At 44.9% G+C, this 20,480-nt stretch carries 21 protein-coding genes and 1 pseudogene; 20 read left to right on the forward strand and 2 right to left on the reverse strand.

Going from position 1 to position 20,480, the window contains the following annotated elements; genetic code table 11:
* The first annotated feature begins 12 nt into the window (after positions 1-12).
* The 17 genes and pseudogenes from BAZ21_RS10125 to tnpA form a co-directional block, all read left to right on the forward strand.
* Entirely contained in the window at positions 13-666 is a 654-nt protein-coding gene (locus BAZ21_RS10125; protein WP_068499563.1) for a redox-sensing transcriptional repressor Rex, read from the forward strand.
* Positions 653-1,954, forward strand: a complete 1,302-nt coding sequence (locus tag BAZ21_RS10130; RefSeq protein ID WP_068499566.1) for an amidohydrolase — start codon at positions 653-655, stop codon at positions 1,952-1,954. The genes BAZ21_RS10125 and BAZ21_RS10130 overlap by 14 nt, the downstream gene beginning before the upstream one ends.
* A 37-nt stretch (positions 1,955-1,991) precedes the next feature.
* Entirely contained in the window at positions 1,992-2,516 is a 525-nt protein-coding gene (locus BAZ21_RS10135) for a cell wall elongation regulator TseB-like domain-containing protein (RefSeq protein WP_068499568.1), read from the forward strand.
* Positions 2,517-3,242: 726 nt separating this feature from the next.
* The gene (locus BAZ21_RS10140; protein ID WP_218061419.1) at positions 3,243-4,025 is read left to right on the forward strand and encodes a (S)-acetoin forming diacetyl reductase; all 783 of its coding nucleotides are present in this window, start codon (positions 3,243-3,245) and stop codon (positions 4,023-4,025) included.
* A 524-nt stretch (positions 4,026-4,549) separates the two neighbouring features.
* Positions 4,550-5,083 (forward strand): hypothetical protein, encoded by a 534-nt coding sequence (locus BAZ21_RS10145; protein WP_068499570.1) that lies wholly within the window; start codon positions 4,550-4,552, stop codon positions 5,081-5,083.
* Positions 5,076-6,578: an AAA family ATPase gene (locus tag BAZ21_RS10150; protein ID WP_068499571.1), complete on the forward strand. Its 1,503-nt coding sequence runs from the start codon at positions 5,076-5,078 to the stop codon at positions 6,576-6,578. Before BAZ21_RS10145 ends, BAZ21_RS10150 begins: the two co-directional genes overlap by 8 nt.
* A 136-nt stretch (positions 6,579-6,714) precedes the next feature.
* Positions 6,715-7,587: a 3-hydroxyacyl-CoA dehydrogenase family protein gene (locus BAZ21_RS10155; RefSeq protein WP_068499573.1), complete on the forward strand. Its 873-nt coding sequence runs from the start codon at positions 6,715-6,717 to the stop codon at positions 7,585-7,587.
* The gene (locus BAZ21_RS10160) at positions 7,584-8,780 is read left to right on the forward strand and encodes an acetate/propionate family kinase (RefSeq protein WP_068499575.1); all 1,197 of its coding nucleotides are present in this window, start codon (positions 7,584-7,586) and stop codon (positions 8,778-8,780) included. Before BAZ21_RS10155 ends, BAZ21_RS10160 begins: the two co-directional genes overlap by 4 nt.
* A 128-nt stretch (positions 8,781-8,908) precedes the next feature.
* Positions 8,909-10,204 (forward strand): asparagine--tRNA ligase, encoded by a 1,296-nt coding sequence (gene asnS / locus BAZ21_RS10165; RefSeq protein WP_068499578.1) that lies wholly within the window; start codon positions 8,909-8,911, stop codon positions 10,202-10,204.
* A 3-nt stretch (positions 10,205-10,207) separates the two neighbouring features.
* On the forward strand, positions 10,208-10,936 hold the full coding sequence (locus BAZ21_RS10170) for a DnaD domain-containing protein (protein ID WP_068499579.1): 729 nt from the start codon (positions 10,208-10,210) through the stop codon (positions 10,934-10,936).
* 316 nt (positions 10,937-11,252) lie between these two features.
* Entirely contained in the window at positions 11,253-11,741 is a 489-nt protein-coding gene (locus tag BAZ21_RS10180; protein ID WP_256020537.1) for an RNA polymerase sigma factor, read from the forward strand.
* Positions 11,738-12,208: a hypothetical protein gene (locus BAZ21_RS10185; RefSeq protein WP_068499585.1), complete on the forward strand. Its 471-nt coding sequence runs from the start codon at positions 11,738-11,740 to the stop codon at positions 12,206-12,208. The genes BAZ21_RS10180 and BAZ21_RS10185 overlap by 4 nt, the downstream gene beginning before the upstream one ends.
* A gap of 43 nt (positions 12,209-12,251) precedes the next feature.
* Positions 12,252-13,526 carry a multi-tm2 domain protein gene (locus tag BAZ21_RS10190; RefSeq protein WP_068499586.1) on the forward strand — a complete coding sequence of 425 codons (1,275 nt, stop codon included), beginning with the start codon at positions 12,252-12,254 and terminating at the stop codon, positions 13,524-13,526.
* A 1-nt stretch (position 13,527) separates the two neighbouring features.
* Positions 13,528-14,271, forward strand: coding sequence for a hypothetical protein (locus tag BAZ21_RS10195; protein ID WP_068499588.1), 744 nt, complete (start codon positions 13,528-13,530; stop codon positions 14,269-14,271).
* 157 nt (positions 14,272-14,428) lie between these two features.
* Positions 14,429-15,040, forward strand: a complete 612-nt coding sequence (locus BAZ21_RS10200; protein ID WP_068499590.1) for a flavin reductase family protein — start codon at positions 14,429-14,431, stop codon at positions 15,038-15,040.
* 149 nt (positions 15,041-15,189) lie between these two features.
* Positions 15,190-15,963, forward strand: coding sequence for an acetoin reductase (locus BAZ21_RS10205; RefSeq protein ID WP_068499592.1), 774 nt, complete (start codon positions 15,190-15,192; stop codon positions 15,961-15,963).
* 41 nt (positions 15,964-16,004) lie between these two features.
* A pseudogene (tnpA, locus tag BAZ21_RS10210) lies at positions 16,005-16,333 on the forward strand (IS200/IS605 family transposase); the annotation flags it as partial.
* A gap of 318 nt (positions 16,334-16,651) precedes the next feature.
* Here tnpA and BAZ21_RS10215 read toward each other — a convergent pair.
* Positions 16,652-17,506 (reverse strand): helix-turn-helix domain-containing protein, encoded by an 855-nt coding sequence (locus BAZ21_RS10215; protein ID WP_043891073.1) that lies wholly within the window; start codon positions 17,504-17,506, stop codon positions 16,652-16,654.
* Positions 17,507-17,617: 111 nt separating this feature from the next.
* Here BAZ21_RS10215 and BAZ21_RS10220 point away from each other — a divergent pair, with 111 nt between their 5' ends.
* The 3 genes from BAZ21_RS10220 (at position 17,618) to BAZ21_RS10230 (ending at position 20,034) form a co-directional block, all read left to right on the forward strand.
* Positions 17,618-18,778 carry an epoxide hydrolase family protein gene (locus BAZ21_RS10220; RefSeq protein WP_068499593.1) on the forward strand — a complete coding sequence of 387 codons (1,161 nt, stop codon included), beginning with the start codon at positions 17,618-17,620 and terminating at the stop codon, positions 18,776-18,778.
* A 135-nt stretch (positions 18,779-18,913) separates the two neighbouring features.
* Complete coding sequence (locus tag BAZ21_RS29565) at positions 18,914-19,363, forward strand: hypothetical protein (RefSeq protein WP_141694962.1); 450 nt, start codon at positions 18,914-18,916, stop codon at positions 19,361-19,363.
* A gap of 143 nt (positions 19,364-19,506) precedes the next feature.
* The gene (locus BAZ21_RS10230) at positions 19,507-20,034 is read left to right on the forward strand and encodes an NAD(P)H-dependent oxidoreductase (protein WP_068499597.1); all 528 of its coding nucleotides are present in this window, start codon (positions 19,507-19,509) and stop codon (positions 20,032-20,034) included.
* A 68-nt stretch (positions 20,035-20,102) separates the two neighbouring features.
* Here BAZ21_RS10230 and BAZ21_RS10235 read toward each other — a convergent pair whose 3' ends face one another.
* Positions 20,103-20,456 carry a winged helix-turn-helix transcriptional regulator gene (locus BAZ21_RS10235; RefSeq protein ID WP_068499599.1) on the reverse strand — a complete coding sequence of 118 codons (354 nt, stop codon included), beginning with the start codon at positions 20,454-20,456 and terminating at the stop codon, positions 20,103-20,105.
* Positions 20,457-20,480: the final 24 nt, after the last annotated feature.

Raw genomic sequence — 20,480 nt, forward strand, 5'->3', positions numbered from 1 at the left:
GGGGGAGCAAGTATGAAATCAGAAAAAATTTCTGAGGCAGTTGTACGGAGGTTGCCCGTATATTTACGCTATCTGAATGCACTGAACAAAAGGGAAGTGGCTACGGTCTCTTCCCAGGATCTGGGGCAAAGGCTGAATTTGAATCCGGCCCAAATCCGCAAGGATCTCGCATACTTTGGAGATTTTGGCCGAAAGGGTATCGGCTATGATGTGACTTATCTGATTGAAAAAATACGTCATATCCTGAAAATTGACCAGCAAATCAACGTTGCATTGGTCGGAGCAGGTAATCTGGGGCAAGCCCTCTCGAATTATAATGCTTACTTAAAAGACAATATGAAAATTGTAGCCGTATTTGATGCTGTTCCAGAGAAGACCGGAACGATGATCAATACGCTGGTCGTTCAGCCAATGGATCAATTGGAAGCGACTGTGAAAGAAAAAAATATTCGGATCGGGATTATTACGGTACCGGATTTCGAAGCGCAACACGTGGCCGACAAGCTGATTGAGTGTGGTATTGAAGCGATCCTGAACTTTGCACCGATCATTCTGAAAACCCCGGACAACATCCGGGTACATACCACAGATTTTACAACCGATTTGCTAAGCCTCGCTTATTATTTAGAGGATGGAAAGGAAGAATCGCAACATGACAGTGAATAAATGGATGATTAAAAACGGCTCCTTTGCCGTAAACGGACCTGAAGCCGGGGTAATCCATGGCTATATGATTGTGGAGGATAGCCGGATTACTTACATTGGCGAGACTTTGCCTGCGGGAGAGGAAGACACAGAAGCGTTTGACGGCAAAGGCTTGCTCTTTTTACCAGGTCTGATTAATACGCATGGTCATGCGGCGATGTCACTGCTGCGTGGGTATGGCGATGATCTGGCACTTCAAGTATGGCTTCAGGAGAAAATGTGGCCGATGGAAGCCAAATTTACAGCTTCAGATGTATACTGGGGCACTTCCTTGTCTGTGCTGGAAATGCTGAAAGGCGGTACGACGACCTTCCTGGACATGTACGATCATATGGATGAGGTGGCTCGTGTAACTGAAGAGTCAGGCATTCGTGCGAGTCTGATGCGTGGAGCGATTGGATTATGCTCAGAGGAGGAGCAGCGAATCAAGCTGGCTGAGGCCGTGACTTTTGCACGTAACTGGCATGGCAAGGCAGATGGTCGCATTACAACAATGATGTCTCCACATGCGCCATACACATGTCCGCCTGCATTTATCGAAAAATTTGTACAGGCTGCGCATGATTTGGATTTACCGCTGCACACCCACATGTCCGAGACCATTGCCGAAGTTGAGCAAAACGTGCGTGATTATGGCTTGCGTCCAGTTGCACATTTGGATAAGCTCGGCTTTTTCTCCCGTCCTTCGCTTGTAGCCCATGGCGTTCATTTGAACGACGAGGAAATCGCTTTGCTGGCAGAACGGGGTGTAGCGGTTTCGCATAATCCGGGTAGCAATCTGAAGCTGGCAAGTGGTGTGGCAAGAGTGCCTGAGCTGCTGCGTGCAGGGGTTACTGTTTCTCTCGGAACAGATGGTCCTGCCAGCAATAATAATCTGGATATGTTTGAGGAAATGCGTCTGGCTGCGCTTATCCACAAGGGAGTGTCCGGTGATCCTACAGCCGTTCCTGCGAATGAAGCGCTGCGTCTGGCAACAGAGTACGGTGCGAAGTCGATTGGTTTAAACGAGGTGGGAGTGCTGGCAGCAGGCAACAAGGCTGACTTTATCGCTCTGGATCTGAACCAGGCTCATTTCTTGCCGCGTACGGACCTCATTTCCCATGCTGTATACTCCGCAAGCGCCAAGGATGTGGCTCATGTGTGGGTAGACGGTCGTCAGGTTGTGAAAAACGGTGAGTGCCTGACGATGGATGAGGAACGCATCAAACATGAGGCACAAGCCGCCTTTGAAGGGCTGCTGTCGCGCTAATTCAGGTGTCACATCCCCTTAGAGAGGAAGCACAGGTTTGAAAAATAAGAAAAAATGGATAGCGGTCGCCATTTTGGCCGTGATACTGATCCTGGTCAGCTTGTTTTGGTATTATTCTTATGTTACACAAGACCAGGTGGCTGAGAGAAATGCCGCTATCATAAAGGCCAAGCAATCGGGTGGTCTGGTCAGCACGACTCGTACATGGAAGTCAGTATGGAGTCAGGTGTATTGGGTAGTTCAAGGGAAAAATGCGCAAAATGAAAATATAATGGTATGGGTTCCCTTTCAAAAAGTGGAGGGACAGCCTAATGTACCTGCCGCAGATAATAGTGGTGTTCATACCGAGCTATTGAAAAACGGAGTCGACGAGGAGAAAATGACGGCAATTATTCAGCAGCAGCTTCCAGATGCAGAGATCGTGAGCCTCCAGCCAAGTGTGTTCAATGGCGAATATGTGTGGCAGCTGTTTTACAATGATGGAAGCCATCATAACTATACCTTTTACCGTTTCTCAGATGGGGGATCGACGGGGGTAAAGTATACTTTGCCTAATTACTAGAGTGATGTGGGGAGTGGCTGATGGTGGTTTGGTGGGTTAGGAGTGTTAGGAACGTTAGGAGCGCTGCGTAGTCCATTTGATCTTACGATCGCTGTTGCCGCCGGATTTTTTTTCGATTAGATTCTTATGGGGAAAATCCGGCGGCTGTATATGCTTCCGAAGCGAGCTTTCTTACAGAAAGCTTTTAAGGCGAACGCTTCGCTTCTTCAGATTCAAATGGCCCACTCCGCTGGCTGACCGCCATGGAGTCACTCCAAACACCAGGGAATTGAGGTAGGAGGGAACGGACGCCGCGCTGCGCTTGTCTCCGTTTTGAGCTTTATACTAAACCAATTCTTTACGAATTGGAAAATTGTTTTTTTACTTAAAATGCTATTTGAATTTAGAAGACAATGTCTTATAAAAAATGAATAGCAAATGATTGAAAGCTAAGAAAAAGACGTAAATGCGATTTGAATCGTATTTACGTCTTTTTAGTTTTTTTGTTGATTAGTGTTTATCATGGAATGACAGCGATGGGAAGCACCATCTCGCTTGCGAGTGGCTCGACATGTATCTTTCAAACTTACTTGAATTTCCCTTAAACAGGTATTAAATGAAGTCTATTACATATATCATAATAATTTTTTCCTGAAAATGGTTCAATTATAGATGCAGACTAACGTAACCCATAATTTTGTGGCTATGTTATCATGACTACTGATACGCAAAAGGAGATTCATGAACATGGGAAAAATGGATGGGAAAGTTGCATTGGTAACAGGTGGAGGTCAAGGGATTGGACGTGCTATCGCTTTACGGCTCAGTCAGGATGGCTTCGCAGTGGCAGTTGTAGATTTGAATGAAGAAACGGCTAAAAGTGTGGCTGGTGAGATTACAAAGGCAGGAGGGCGCTCGATTGCGCTTAAAGTCGATGTTTCCAACCGGGATCAGGTTTTCGCCGCCGTCAAGGAGACAACTGACAAACTCGGCGGATTTGATCTTATCGTGAATAATGCGGGAATTGCTCCCGCCAAGCTGTTGGAAGATGTTACGCTGGCTGATTTTGATAAGTTGTTTCATATCAATGTGACCAGTGTATTATGGGGCATTCAGGCGGCGGCAGCCAAATTTAAAGAACTGGGCCATGGGGGTAAAATCATCAATGCCTCCTCGCAGGCAGGCCATGTTGGAAATGCCAATTTGGGCATTTACTCCGCTACCAAATTTGCAGTCCGTGCCCTAACACAAACCGCTGCTCAGGAATATGCGCAATATGGTATTACAGCAAACGCCTACTGCCCAGGCATTGTACAAACGCCAATGTGGAGCGGTATTGATAAAGAAATTACGGCCTCCAAAGGTGAAGCTACAGGCGATGCCACCAAGGAATTCGGCAGCAAAATTGCGCTTGGTCGTCTCTCTAAACCGGAAGATGTATCAGCCTTCGTCTCCTTCCTGGCAGGTCCGGATTCCGATTACATGACAGGACAATCCCCTCTGATCGACGGCGGCATGATGTTCCTTTAAAATAAATCTAGACACCAGAAGCAATAAGGAGAAGACGTAAATACGATTAAATTCGTATTTACGTCTTTTTGCACTGCCACTACGCGAAGCTTGGCTGAAAGCCAGCGAAGCATCTTTACTTACCCAACTTTCCTCCTAAGGCGAAATTCATCTTTATGGCGGGCAGTAGCGGAGTGGAGAATTTGAATCTGGAGAAGCGGAGCGTTCGCCTTTGCCATGGGATTCTAACCTTTAAATGTTTTATACAATCAAGAGAATCCCATGGCAACAGCGATCGTAAGATCAAATCCTACACGCAGCGTCTCCCCCGCCCACCCATAACCAATGATTTTGCCTTATCGCAACTCCTCCACACATTGCCTTCGATATTCGATATACGATATGATATACTATATTTCTGAGTGATAGACAAATATGATAGAAAAAGGCTTGCTGATTGCTGCAAGTTCAAGATCATAAGTCTGGTTGTTGTTGACATTCGTCCCGTTTCTTCTTTGTTTTACATTTTGAGAGGAGGATGTTATTTGAAATTGCGTGCAGTTCCTATCGTTGTTGCGGCAGTTTTGGCAGCATCGCTGCTGTTTGGAGGATGGTTCATTTACCGTCAGGTAACAATGCAATCTCCTCTGGAAACATTGGTTACTCAATATCCCGGCGTGACAAGCGCTCAAATAGATATTAAACCGGAAGAGATCGTATTGAAACTGGATCTCAAACCACAGGCAGATGTGGCCGGATTGGTCGATGTAGTTAAGCAAAAAGGGCAGTCTATCATTGGCAGCCGAACCATTAAGCTGGACATTGCAGATCATTCCAATTCAGCACTGAATCAATGGTGGTCTGAGGCTATGTTTCCCGTAGCAGAAGCGATGGAAAATAAAAAATATACTCAAATTTCATCTACCGTTGAGCAGATGAAAAAGAAAAAGACGGGTATTCAGGCTGATACCGATATGGATTCGAACAATGTCTATATCCGACTCAGCGAAGGTAAAGCGACCAAGTTTATCGTTTTGCCACGTCAATCTCAGCAAATGGGGGTATGGCCTAATGCCTAGATGGATCAAGGAAGCACTAATCGGCATTGTGCCGGTAACAATCATATTTCTCATCTTTATCGGGGTGAATATTATCCCTCTGCTGATCGCAGGCATCATGCTCAGCGGCTTGTTAATGCTCATGCATGCGCGTGGTGGCTTGGCTGTAGGTGCCGGGCAAGAGCGTAAACGTAAGAAAAATGGCCCGGACAAGCTGACCTTTGAGGAGATCGGCGGACAAGAAAGCGCCAAGCAGGAGCTGCGCGAGGCCATGGACTTTTTGAATCGGCATGATGAAATTTCAAAATTTGGCATTCGTCCGATAAAAGGCATTCTGCTTACAGGTCCTCCGGGAACCGGAAAAACGCTGATGGCGAAGGCAGCCGCACATTATACCAATTCTGTATTTGTTGCCGCCTCAGGCAGTGAATTTGTTGAAATGTACGTTGGTGTGGGCGCAGGTCGTATCCGTGAGCTGTTTCGCGAGGCCCGTACACGCGCCGCCAAGGAAAAGAAGGAAAATGCGATTATTTTTATTGATGAGATTGATGTGATTGGCGGTAAGCGTGAGGGTGGACAGCAACGTGAATATGATCAGACTTTGAATCAGCTGCTGACAGAAATGGATGGCATTTATTCAACTGATACGCCACGTATTTTGCTCATTGCGGCTACTAACCGTAAAGAAATGCTGGACAGTGCTTTAACCCGTCCAGGACGCTTTGACCGTCATATTCAAGTGGATTTGCCCGATAAAAAGGGTCGTCTTCATATCCTTGAAATCCATGCCAAAAATAAACCGATTCAGGAAGATGCGAATCTGGACAAAATTGCTGAAGAATCCTATGGCTTTTCCGGTGCACAGCTGGAAAGCGTCATGAATGAAGCGGCCATCTATGCGATGAGACAGGAAGAGAAGATGATTGCCCAGAAACATCTGTCGATGGCCATTGACAAGGTGATGATGGGCGAGAAAACGGACCGTGAATCGACGCTGGAGGAGAAAAAGCGTGTAGCCATTCATGAGCTGGGACATGCTATTATGGCCGAAATCGTTCGTCCCGGCAGCGTGAGCCAGGTTGCGCTCAGCCCACGCGGGAAAGCGCTCGGCTATGTGCGTCACAATCCACAGCAAGAGCATTATCTCTACACCAAGCAGTTCCTGGAGGAGCAGATTATGATCTCCCTCGCCGGGGCTGTAGCAGAAGAAATGTACTATGGCGGTCGCAGTACAGGCTCAAGTAATGATTTTGAGCAGGCGCTGAATATCGTTCATACAATGATGACCTCCGGATTGACTTCACTTGGCATTATTAATATAGATATGGTAACCAAAGAAGAGCTTATGCGGGAAAACAGCCAGATTATGGATGAGTTGCATACTCGAGCGCTAGACTTGCTTGAGAAGCATCGTCCTGTGTTCGACAACTCTCTTGACATCCTGATGAAGGAAGAAACACTGTCCGGAGACCAATTTAGATGTCAATTTAGTGAAAATGCTTTATTACCAGCATAATTTTTTATGCTGGTTATTTTTTTTTACTTTTAGTCCGTGCTAAGATATTATTATCTATTGGGACATAAACATGTATTTTTCGACAAAGAAGGATACAATATATGAGAGTGACCAGGAAAGGGTGGAGTTAAGAACTATGCAATTTAAAAAAATCGGCGTCATCGGCGGCGGTACTATGGGCCAAGGTATTTCTGAAATGCTCGCGTCCAAAGGAATCGATGTGCTGCTGGTAGAGCAGACACCAGAGAAACTAGACTACGCCTACAATATGATTGAAACGAGTCTGGACAAACAGCTGGAAAAGTGGGCAATCACACAAGCGGAGAAAAAATTGATTTTATCCCGCATTCAAAAAGTATCCCATTTGGCAGAGCTGGGCAGTTGTGATATGGTCATTGAGACCATTACAGAAAACCTGGACGAGAAGAAAGCTGTTTTCCAAGAGCTGGACCATGTGTGTCCAAGCAACATTATTCTTGCAAGTAATACATCCACGCTGAGCCTGACCGAGCTTGCCAGCTCGACCAAGTATCCAGAGCGTGTGATTGGCATGCACTTTATTTATCCGGTATCCCGCATTGATCTTGTAGAAATTATTCGTGGCTTGAAAACTTCAGACGATACGTTTGAGAACACTAAAATGTTTGTTGAAGAAGTAGTAGAGAAAAAAGGGGTTATGATCTATGAATCCCCAGGCTTCGTAACAAGCCGTATCATTTGCTTGCTGATCAATGAAGCAGCACATGTGCTTCAAGAGGGTGTAGCTTCCGCTGAAGATATCGATGATGCTATGCGAATCGGCTACAGCTTCCAAAACGGTCCTTTGGAAATGGCTGACCGCTTTGGTCTGGATTCCGTTTTGGCCGCTCTGGAGCGGATGTTCCGTGAATTCGGCGAATTGAAATATCGTCCGTCCATCGTCCTGAAGAAAATGGTTCGTGCAGGTAATCTGGGCGTGAAATCGGGCGAAGGCTTCTTTAAGTACGACAAGGATGGTGACCGGATATGAAAATTCTCGTAATCAATGCAGGGAGCTCTTCTCTGAAATACCAATTGTATGATATGACGGATGAGTCCGTTTTGGCGAAAGGTCTGGTAGAGCGTATCGGTATGGACTCCTCCATCCTGACGCATAAGCCAACAGGCAAAGAAGAATATACTGAGGTTAGCGAAATTCTGGAGCATACCACAGCGATCCGTAAAGTGCTAAATGCACTTACAGATGCAGAGCATGGTGTGATTTCCAGCATTAGCGAAATTGAGGCTGTGGGTCACCGCGTGGTTCATGGAGGCGAAATCTTCAAGCAGTCAGCGCTTATTACGCCTGAAGCAAAAAGTGAAATCCGTCGCCTGTTCGACCTTGCGCCACTGCATAACCCGGCTTCCATGATGGGGATTAAAGCCGCAGAAGCGAATATGCCGGATGTGCCGCAGGCTGTAATATTTGATACCTCGTTCCACCAAACGATGCCTGAAAAAGCTTATATGTACGCCATTCCACGAGTGTTGTACAATAAGTACAAGGTACGTCGTTACGGTGCCCATGGTACTTCCCATGATTTTGTAAGTAAAGAAGCTGCCAAATTCCTGGGTCGTCCTCTGGAAGATTTGAAGATCATTACTTGTCATATCGGTAATGGCGGTAGTATAACAGCAGTTCAAGGCGGTCTGTCCGTAGATACTTCCATGGGTATGACTCCACTGGAAGGACTTATGATGGGTACACGTAGTGGTGATCTGGACCCTGCAATCGTGCCTTATGTTATGAACAAAGAAGAATTGACGGTCAATGAAGTTAACTCCATGCTGAACAAGCACAGTGGACTTTTAGCAATTTCCGGTATCAGCAGTGATATGCGTGAAGTCACAGAAGGTATGGAAAAAGGCGAAGCTAATTCTACATTGGCATTCGAAATGTATGAATACCGTCTGCGTAAATACATTGGTTCGTATGCTGCGGCAATGAACGGGGTAGACGTGATTGTATTTACAGCAGGTGTAGGCGAGAATTCCGCTGTTCTGCGTAAGAGAGTGTTGGAGCAACTGACATTCCTCGGTATTGAGTTGGATGAATCGCTGAACGCTATTCGCTCTGGCGAGCCTCGTCGGATTACAACGGCAAATTCCAAGGTAGAAGTATTGGTTATTCCAACGAACGAAGAACTGGTTATTGCCCGTGACACGTTCCGTTTGGTACAATAATTTAGCTGAAATAAAATGAATTTTATGCATACATACATATTTCAGCATGTATGTATTAACCAGTTGAGAACAAACAGCCTGACCCTAGGGAAGGGCTGTTTGATTTTCGGTTAAGAGGAGAGACGTTTATGACGAATAAAAGTACGATTGCCCAAGTGGGCCGCCATGTAGGGGAAACGGTTACAATCGGTGCTTGGGTAAACAATAAAAGATCTAGCGGTAAAATCCAGTTTCTGCAGCTGCGCGACGGTAGCGGATATATTCAAGGGGTTATCGTAAAAAGCGAAGTGTCCGAGGACATTTGGAATGATGCCAAATCGTTGACTCAAGAAAGCTCCCTGTATGTGACTGGAGTCGTGCGTGAGGAACCGCGTAGCCAATCAGGCTTTGAATTAACGGTTACAGGCATTGAAATTATTCATCTGACTGAAAACTACCCGATTACACCAAAAGAGCATGGGGTAGATTTCCTGATGGACCATCGTCATTTGTGGCTGCGTTCCGCCAAGCAGCGTGCTGTTCTGATCGTACGGGCGGAAATCATCCGTGCTGTACAGGAATTTTTTAATGGCAACGGCTTTACGAAGGTGGACCCGCCGATTTTGACGCCTTCTTCTGCCGAAGGCACAACAGAGTTGTTCCACATCAAATATTTTGATGAAGATGCGTATTTGACACAAAGTGGACAATTGTATATGGAAGCGGCAGCGATGGCTTTGGGTAAGGTATATTCCTTTGGCCCGACTTTCCGTGCGGAAAAGTCAAAAACACGTCGTCACCTGATTGAGTTTTGGATGATTGAGCCTGAGATGGCTTTTGTGGATCATGAGGAATCTTTGCGCATCCAGGAGCAGTTTGTAAGCCATATCGTACAGTCTGTTCTGAAAAATTGTGCGAAGGAGCTTGAAACGATTGGACGTGATGTTTCGAAGCTGGAGCAAATTCAAGGCGAGTTCCCACGCATAACGTACGATGAGGCGATTGCGTTCCTTCAAGGTGAAGGATTCGATATTCCTTGGGGTGAAGACTTTGGCGCACCTCATGAAACGGCTATTGCCGAAAGATATAATAAACCTGTATTCATTACACATTGGCCGACTCACATTAAGGCATTTTACATGAAACCTGACCCAACTCGCCCAGAGGTTGTTCTGTGCGCCGATATGATCGCTCCTGAAGGCTACGGCGAAATTATTGGGGGGTCCCAGCGGATCGATGATCCGGCCTTGATGGAAGAGCGCTTTAACGAGCATAACCTGGCACGTGAAGCTTACCAGTGGTATATGGATCTGCGTACCTATGGCAGCGTTCCGCATTCCGGCTTTGGACTGGGACTGGAGCGTACAGTAGCATGGATTTGTGGGCTCGATCATGTACGTGAAACGATTCCGTTCCCACGTATGCTGTATCGTTTGTATCCGTAACCGATGACCGGATCATTCGACAAGACATCTGCGGCAGAATGGGTGGAGGGAGTAGCTTTTGCAATGGAAGCCGGAATGGTCCAGATTCCCTACGCCCTGCTCAAGCATTATCGGACGCTTCGGCTGACGGATGGTGAAATGCTGCTGCTGATGCAGTTGCTTGCTTTTAAACAGGCGGAACGTAATGAATTTCCGACATGGGAGCAATTACAGGCTCGTCTTGGATGTACTGCGAACGAAATTGCGCTTTATTTCAGCAAGCTCACGAAAGAAGGCTTTCTGAGAATTGATTCTGTGGAGGACCGCAGCTCATCCGTACAATTTGAACGCTACAACTTGACGGGACTGTATCGTAAGCTGGCGGAATGTATGGTTGCCGAGCGTACGGAGCCAAATGATGAAGACGACTTTTTGTTTGCCGGGAAACCGGAAATTCAGAATGGAATAACGGAATCTTCGCCTACAGAAGAACGAAATTTGTTCACGATTTTCGAGAAAGAATTTGGGCGACCGCTGTCACCGATGGAATACGAGACGATCAACAGCTGGATGGATCAGGATCGTTATCCCGAAGAGCTGATTTTGCTGGCTTTGAAGGAAGCGGTGTTTGCAGGTAAGATACACTTCCGATATATTGACCGCATATTGCTGGAGTGGAGTCGAAACCGCGTACGCAATGCACAGGATGCCAAAGAATACGCCCAGCGATTCCGTGGTGGCGGACGCAGCTAAAGCAGTGGTCTGTATCTTACAGGAAGTAGACTAGTGTACTATGGCGCTCAGTCTGAAGTGGCCATGCCATGAACAACCCGGGGAATATCGACTGTTGCATATCATTGAAGCAGAAAATTAAAGCGAGCTACTAGGCTTTAACCATAGAGGACACACCACTCCTGTTGGAGGGTGTGTCCTTTTTAAATATTTTTTTAAAATATGCAGGGGGAGGAAATTCCCTGACGTCTATAGTATTGGGAAGGGGGAGAGCGTCATTGATATAGAGAGAATCATTGAGCGAATCCGGTCTGGTGACCGGCAGGCGTTCCGTGAGATCGTAGAACTGTACAGCAAGCATGTGTTTCATATCGCCTTTTCGGTATTGCATGACAGTAAGGAAGCGGAAGATGCGGCGCAGGAAGCGTTCGTTCAGGTGTATAAGTCTCTCCCCCAGTACCGGAACGAAGGTTTCAAAACGTGGTTGAGTCGAATTGCGCTCCACAAAGCGCTGGATATCAAGCGCAAGCAGGACAGGCGGCCGACGGAGCTCGTAGACGCCGCACAAACGCTCGTACAGTTCCCTTCCCGGGATGAGGATATGCTGTCACGCTTGATCCGCGAGGAACGCAATGTAGAACTATCGGAAAAAATCGCCCAGCTGCCCCAGCAGCATCGGGATATTATTCGAGCCTATTATATGCAGGGCAAAACTTATGACCAAATTGCGGATGAGATGCAGGTAGCTTTAAAAACGGTAGAGTCCAGACTTTACCGGGCACGGCAGTGGATTCGAAATCATTGGAAGGAGGAGGAATGGCAATGACTGAACAACAGGATAAACCGTGGATGGAAGGGCAATTAAAGGATTGGCATGCTTATATAACAGGAACTTGCACGGTGGAAGAGTCTGAGCGGCTGGAAAAGCTTTTGCTGGAAGACGAACAGGCACTGGATGTATATCTTGCTGCACTGGAGCAACTGGAACCGACCTTGGAAGACCATGTTGCCCAGATAAATACGGAGCGCTTCACAGATAGAGTCATGGCCGCTCTTCCCGATATAGATGCAGAAGCGAATCAAGCCATTTTCAAAAAGCGTCGCTGGTTTGAAAAGCCTGTGTTTCACTATGTTATAGCGGCAAGCCTGACCTTGATCTTGCTGTCCAGTGGAGCTTTTGACAAAATGATGCTGCAAAACAACGGAAAGCCGATTCCTTCAAAAGAACGTGTCTCTTATAGTGAAGAGGTCATGCGAGCTACGACAAGCTGGCTTGACAAATTAAAGCCCTAAAATTCAGATTTGGCAATCCCAAGATTAGAGAGGAAGTGTAGCTGTGCCTTATACAGAACGAAGCAAACTACTGGCATTTCTGCTGAACATCATCCCCGGTGTAGGACATTATTACTGGAAGCGCAAAGCCAATGCGTTTGTATATACCATTTTGTTTTTTGGATGTCTGGCGGGAGGTTTTTTTCTTGCGGTGGTAGCGAGGGACGAAGGGCCTTTTGTGGCTAGTATTTTTGTGGCCACTCTTTTATGGGGATTGAGTATGCTGCATATCATGATTAGCTTGATACGTAATGATGCTCGTGAAGTTGTTGCTCCATATCCTCCCCATCCTCCTCATGCAGGTCCGAACCCGTATGGCTTTTACGCTCAGAGTGTGCCTTATAGAGATGAAGGCTTGGCGGGAGAAGCATCGGAAGGTGCAACAGATACAAATACGGATATACCGGGAGCAGGATTAGGCTATGGTCCAGGCTATAATCCTTATGAGCAAGGACACTACGGGGCGCCAGGTTCGCCCGCTTACCCAAAAGGGTCGGATAATGAACGTTTTTTCACCATATTGCTATCGTTTATCCCGGGATTGGGGCACCTTCATCTGGGGCTAATGCAGCGTGGTTTATCTTTTCTGATGTCCTTCTTTGGCTTTGGAGTGATTCTCATCTTTATTACCAGCGTTACAAACGAATCTGGATTTATGGCGTTTGCAGGTGTGTTGCCGATTATTTGGTTGTATTGCATGTTTGATGCGGTGCAGCTTGTACATCGCAAGCAAGCAGGAGAAATTCTTCAGGACCGGACTTTGTTTGAGGAACTGGAGCATGGAAGAGTTGAGGGGCGGCGCAGTAAAATGCTGGCTTCCATTTTATCCGTATTTCCCGGTGCCGGTCATATGTATATCGGTCTGCAAAAACGGGGGCTTCAGCTCATGCTGCTGTTTTTAGGAGGAATCTATGTGCTGGATGTGCTGCATCTTTCCCTCTTTTTGTTCCTGATTCCGGTTATCTGGTTTTACAGCTTTTTTGATGCATTGCAGCAAGTAAGCCGTTATGGTCGGGAACCACTGATTGACCAGCCTGTCATCGGCATGTTTGCACAATATCATCGGTGGGTAGGCTTGGGATTACTGGCGCTGGGTGCTTATTACATCCTGATTAACATCCTGGTTCCTGTGCTGGATCGCCTGTTTCCAGAAGGGCAGATCTACAATATCGTTGACACATATTTACGAACAATTATTGTATCCTTCTTGTTGATCGGCGGTGGTATTTGGATGATAATCGGTAATTCTAAAACGAAACGGGCAAAGGAGAAGCGATAGAATGGATACTGAATTTTCAAAGAGTGAGGCTCCCGTCAAGGGAGTCCATCATTCTCCTAGTGACGGGACAAGCTCTAACAAGACATCAACCGCTTCAGCAGGAGTATGGAAGGTCGGAAGGCTTTCAATGGGACTTTTCCTTGTCCTGTTAGGTGGCGTAACGTGTGCCTCCAAGTTTTGGGGAGCGGGCACCCTGGAGCAGATATTGGCCTGGTGGCCAGTCGTATTTGTTTTGCTGGGATTGGAGATTTTAATGTATACAGCGTGGAAAGGGACACGTGAGCGCATTCGTTATGATTTGTTCAGTATGTTCATTACGGCCGTATTGGTTTTTTTCTGTATCGGATTTGCTTTGGTCAGCTCACTGGGACTGACTACGCAAGTCAGGGAAATGATGGGCTCCGTACAGGAAACAAGGCTTCTCCCCGATTGGCATGAGAAAATGCCCGCTGGAGTGACCAAGGTGATTGTGCAGGGAGAAAATCCGTATGCGGTCAAAATTGATACAACCACCTCACCAGAGGTGCATGTGTTCGGAAGTTATGTATACACTAACAACGAAAACGAATTCAAAGGGCAAGAGTTATATCAGACAAAGCAAATTGGAGATACGTTATATGTGCTGCTTGGCCAAATTCCGACACGTTTTATGCAAGATCGGCAGCAGCTTGACGTTACGATTGCAGTTCCCAAGGGAATTGTGGTTACTGTACGTGATAGCCATGGGAATATTATCGGGGATTAGGGAGAGCTTCCGGCTCCAGCTTTACATTCTGCATCATTCACGCGATACTTTAAAGGAGAAGCCCTTGTGATTCACTCAGTGTATGTGATCTTAGGGCAAACTTGAAGTAAGTGAATTGAATGCAACTAGGAATGTAACCTGGAAAGAGAGGAAAACTATGATACCATTAAATCCTGATACGCTTACAGCACGTGAAAATTATAAACTGTTAAGTGGAAGTATTATACCGAGACCGGTAGCCTTTGTAACGACGTTGAGCAGCGAAGGAGTGCTGAATGGAGCCCCGTTCAGTTATTTTTCCATCGTAGCCTCCGAGCCGCCGCTTCTGTCCGTATCCGTACAACGTGTGGACGGAGTGTCCAAAGATACAGCGCGCAATGCGATGGAACAAAAAGCTTTTGTCGTACATATCACAGATGAGGACAATGTAGGCGCAGTGAATGTGACGGCTTCTCGTCTGTCGCCGGATGAGAGTGAAATTACGTTAGCAGGACTAACGCCGATCCAAAGTACAAAAATTGCGGTTCCGGGTGTGAGCGAAGCGAAAATACGGATGGAATGTGTCCTGGAGCGGGCAATACCGCTGGGAGGTACGGAGAACGCACCGGCCTGTGATCTGCTGATCGGGCGTGTGGTACAGTATCATTTGTCCGAGGAAGCGTATCAAAACACCTACGTCATTGCCCAAAATTTGCGTCCGGTGAGCCGATTGGCTGGAAATGATTATGCGAAGCTGGGTGAGCAATTCAAGCTGGAGCGTCCCCAATAGGGGGCGTTTTTTTATAGCATAAAGTGCTAGTGAATACTCTGTCCATTGTTGCATATAAATATAGTCCGAATACTTTTCTTTTGAACAAGTATTATAGTTAATATGAGAAGTTCGTAATACAATTTTCTCATCAAAGGAGGAAAATGGTTATGAGCAAGGTTGCAATCGTTACGGGTTCTGCAGGCGGGTTAGGAAAAGGTATCGCAGAGAGGCTGTGCAAAGATGGTTTCAGTGTTGTACTTCATGACATAAATGAAGCGTTGCTGAACGAAACGGTTTCTGAACTCAAAGGAAAGAGCTTTAATGTTATCGGAGTTAAAGGAGATGTATCTAAACGTGAGGACCAATTCAATCTGGTCAAAGAAGCGGTCGATCAATTTGGGCGTTTAGATGTTTTTATTAACAATGCGGGTATCGACGCCGTTGCTCCGTTTTTGGAAATTACAGAAGAACAACTGAACAGACTATTCAAAATCAACGTAAATGGCGTCGTTTTTGGTACTCAAGCAGCTGCCAATCAATTTATTAAGCAAGAAGCCAAAGGAAAAATCATTAATGCATGCAGTATAGCAGGCCACGAATCCTTTGAAATGCTCGGCACATATTCTGCGACCAAGCATGCTGTGAAATCTTTTACCCACTCGGCCGCTAAGGAGCTGGCTAAATATAAAATTACAGTAAATGCATATTGTCCCGGTGTTGCAAAAACGAAGATGTGGGATCGGATTGACGAAGAAATGGTTAAGTATAGCGACGACCTAAAACCGGGGGAAGCATTTGAGAAGTTTTCTTCGGAAATTGCCCTCAAAAGATATCAAACGCCTGAAGATGTCGCCAATTTAGTATCTTTCTTGGCTTCGGATGATTCGGATTATATTACAGGTCAAGCCATACTCACGGATGGCGGTCTGGTTTATCGTTGATACATTAGATTTTAAAATATCGAATTTACTTTCACAAAGAGAAAGGCGTAGAGATCATCGAGGGCGCTTAATGCCAGATCATATTCATATGCTGGGAGCATTCCACCGAAGATGAGCGTATCGAGCTTCATGGGATACCTCAAGGGGAAGAGTGCCCTCATGATCTTCGACAAACATGTGAATTTGAAATATAAGTACGGAAATCATCACTTCTTGGCCGAAGGTTACGATGTGAGTACAGTAGGTCTTGAAAGAAGCAACGATCCGGAAATATATTCAGGAGCAGGAAAGTTACGATATTGCACCGGACAAGCTCAGTGTGAAGGAATATGAGAATCGCTTAGCGTTTCCCGTTACTCCAATGGATTAGTTATAGGTAATTAGTTGTCTATAAATATTCCCTGACATCCATAATCCTTTCTTATGTGTCATTCCCGGTGGTTCAATTGAAGATAAAAGGCTTCCTTTCGTTGCACCGCTTCTCTTAATCCCCTCCCAAAAAAATGTATAGAAAAAATGTATAGATAGTATTGTTCCAAATAGAACAATTATACCGTATTAACAGTGTATCGAACTTCCTCATTAATCTCTGCGGCTAGATACTGTAGATCACGAATGTCACTGCAGCTAATATTCCCCAGAACAATGATTCACATGAAAAGTTTATAAATAGATCAGTCCTTATCTTCTATTGAGTAGTGGCAAACTTACGAGAGATGGTCCTATACTTTGTAGGTGAGATCCCTTTTTTAGCTTTAAATTGCTTGATAAAGTAAGTGTCATACTCAAATCCAGTAGCGCGTGCAATTTCATTAAGCTTCATACCTGTATGTGTTAAAAGATCACACGCAACTTTCAAACGATATGAAAGTAAGTAACCTATTGCTGTATTTCCACATCTTTCCTGAAATAATTTATTAAGAGTTACACGGTTCAAATGAGCACAATTCGTCAAATCCTCCAAAGAAATCTTTCTCAGGTAATTAGTGTGTATATATTCTAACGCTAAATCAACGGACGACCGTTCACTATTCCGATTTAGATCCTCAAGCAACCCCAAAATTTGGATGAGGTACTTTTTTATTCTGCATACCCAGCGTGTATCGCTTTGCGCCTGTACTTCTGTACCAAGTACAAAAAACCATTCAAATAAATGTGGATATGCTTTTTCCGTTACACGAGGTACACCAAAATATAGATGATCACGTTGAAAAAGTGAAAGACCTGTTTGTATTCTCGGACCAGTTGGAAAGTAACCCTGCGTTTCGGAAAGAGTTATTGTGTTAAGAAATTCTAGATGAAAACTAAAGGATTGCGCAGCTACGTTATGCTTCTCAATGACTTGTATATCATCATCTTCAGCCAAGCAAAGGACACCCGGAGCGACAATAGATATTGGATGTTCGTTTAATATCCCACTCATTGTTCCAGACGTAACTAAAATTAGAGTAAAACGCCCCGGATAAGGAAGATTACTAAAGTCCTCCACTGCGACAAATTCAATGTTCACGGAACGGTTTTTATACCTGTCAATTTGTGGCATAGTAGTCACCTATCAAATAGTATAGTTAGATGCTTCATTTATAGCATTGTACCACAGAAGTTCAAGGGATATCATTATGATGCAACACAACAAAAAAGGAGGAGAAACGTTATGGCAGTTAAACGTTTTCATATTCACATCTCTGATGAAATCCTTGATGATCTAAAATACAGACTACATCACATCCGCTGGCCAGATCAATTAGAAGACTCGGATTGGGATCGAGGAACTGAATTAAATTATTTGAAATCTCTCGTTTCGTATTGGCGGGACCAGTATGATTGGCGCACACAAGAATCTCAGTTGAACCGCTTTTCCCAGTTTTGCTGCAATATCGATGGGATTGATGTGCACTTCGTTCATGAGCGTGGTAAAGGACCTAACCCTTTGCCCATCATTCTTACTCACGGATGGCCAGACAGTTACCTTCGTTACCAAAAAATCATCCCTCTTCTTACTGATCCAGTCAGCCACGGCGGTGACCCTGAGGACTCTTTTGATGTAATTGTCCCTTCATTGCCTGGATTTGGGTTCTCCAGTCGCCCTGACCGTTCTGGAGTCAACAATTTTCGTGTCTCCGAGATGTGGGCTAAATTAATGACAAAAGAATTAGGATACAAAAAATTTGCTGCTGCGGGTGGGGATATTGGTTCCGGTGTTACAAGATATCTAGCATCAAATCATCCTGAACTTTTATTTGGAATCCACCTAACTGATCTTGGTATTATAAGAAATCTCCTCACATCACATGAGCAGGTAACACTTTCAGAAGAAGAGCTGCAATACAAGAAAAATGTTTTAGAATGGATTTCTCTTGAGGGGGGGTACATGTCACTTCAATCGACACGCCCCCAGACTCTTGCTTATGGACTTTCTGACTCACCGGTAGGCTTAGCTGGCTGGATTATTGAAAAATTCCGTGCTTGGAGTGATTGTAATGGTAACCTTCGGCAAAGATTTAGCGAGGATGAACTGATTACGCATATAATGGTTTATTGGCTTACTAACACAATTGCATCATCAACACGTATGTATTATGAAAATTCACATTCTTTGCCGCCATTGGGCTACATAAAAGTACCGACCGGAATTGCATTATTCCCAGCAGATATATTGTTACCGCCTAAAGAATGGGCAGTGCGAAACCTAAATGTAACTCGCTGGACTTCAATGGCTCGTGGCGGACATTTTACCGCCATGGAAGAGCCAGAGCTTTTAGCCCAGGAGATTCGTGCCTTCTACAAGCCTTTTAGAGCGAAAAATAAAAATTAATATTTAATCAAGATCTAACCAGTGCATTAACTGGATTAATAATAGGAGCTATTATAAACGGCCAGAATCTGGATTGCACTTGCTCAACCGGATCCACATATAAAGTCAGGATTTTAATGTATAGAGGAAATTAACTTGATGCTGGATCAGCCTCATCTTCAGGATAAGGTGGCGGGCTACTTGACGCTTACCTGTATGTTGTACAATATAACAGTGTCTGATGCGGTTAGAAGGCTCACTCCACTTGTTGAAGATGGGATGAGCTTTTTTGCATGCAGAAAATCTAAGGAAATGGACAATTATTGGCAAAACGTGAACAGAACAGGGGCAAATGTTATTGATTCTCGTCGTTTGGACCGCATTGCACAGCTCTCGGGGTTTATAGAAGGGCTCGCTCTGGAAGAAAAACGGGCCATTGCATCTGTAATCCCTGCATTAAGGCGTCATTTTCTTGAGAGCGATCGCGCTCCCTGGTATAACCATGTGAACATCGCAGCCCATGAACATAGTGGACACTTCATACCCTGGGAAATTCCGGATAAGTGGGTCGACGATTTGCCTCGCACCTTCCGAGGTCGACGATAAGTGGTTACCCCCATCAGTTCAATACAATGAAGTGATACTTACCTTTATGATAGTACCTGTAGTAAAAGTGCGTACTTTTTTATTTATAGTGTGATCTCTATACTCAAGAAGAGAAATATATACAACTCAAGGAGGGCATCGCTTTGAAAACTCTTGTTATCGTAACACATCCAAGTATAGAGACATCTATCATTAATAAGCGATGGGTAGAAGAGCTCAAAAAATACCCGGAAAAGTATACAGTTCACGAATTGCATAAGGCTTACCCTGATGGAAACATAGAAGTGGAAAGAGAACAAAAATTGATTGAGAGTCATGATAAACTTGTTTTGCAGTTTCCTATTTTTTGGTTTAACTGCCCTCCACTCCTTAAAAAGTGGTTAGATGATGTATTTACTTACGGCTGGGCTTACGGATCGAAAGGAGATAAACTAAAAGATCGTAAGATTGCTTTGGCTGTATCAGCTGGTATAAAAAGTGAAGATTACAGCGAGAACGGTAGATACAAGCATACCCTGGAGGAAATTTTAGTACCTTTCAAAACAACCGCTATTTATTGTAAAGCAGACTACCGTTCGTTCTTTGCTTCATACGGTGCTGAATTTGAACCCACGGCTGAAACAATTGAAAAAAGTGCACAAGACTATTTAAACTTCATCGATCAAATGTAAATAACAAAAAAACAAGGAGGCATCCGTATAGGGTGCTTCCTTGTTTTAGTGAAATTATTATTCATTCTTCATGTCGTGCTTAAATCAAGGTCTGCGTTTTTTTCACCCCATTCACACATCATGTCTAGAATGGGAATTAGTGAACGCCCGCGATCTGATAATGAATATTCAACTTTAGGAGGTACCTGGGGAAATTCCGTGCGTATGATCAGGTCATCTGCCTCCAGTTCTTTTAGCATGATGCTTAGCGTTTTAAAGGAAATGGTACCGATACATCGCTTTAGCTCATTAAACCGCATAACCTTATTTTCGGAAAGCCAATACATAATGATCATTTTATATTTACCGCCTATTAAGGATAACGTGTATCCAAAGCCAGTATCTTTTAGTTTCACGCCAGTGGGAACACAGGTTTCAGGCACAAGCTACACTCTCCTTTCGATAAG

The organism is Paenibacillus kribbensis (genome assembly GCF_001705305.1).
Taxonomy (GTDB): domain Bacteria; phylum Bacillota; class Bacilli; order Paenibacillales; family Paenibacillaceae; genus Paenibacillus; species Paenibacillus kribbensis_B.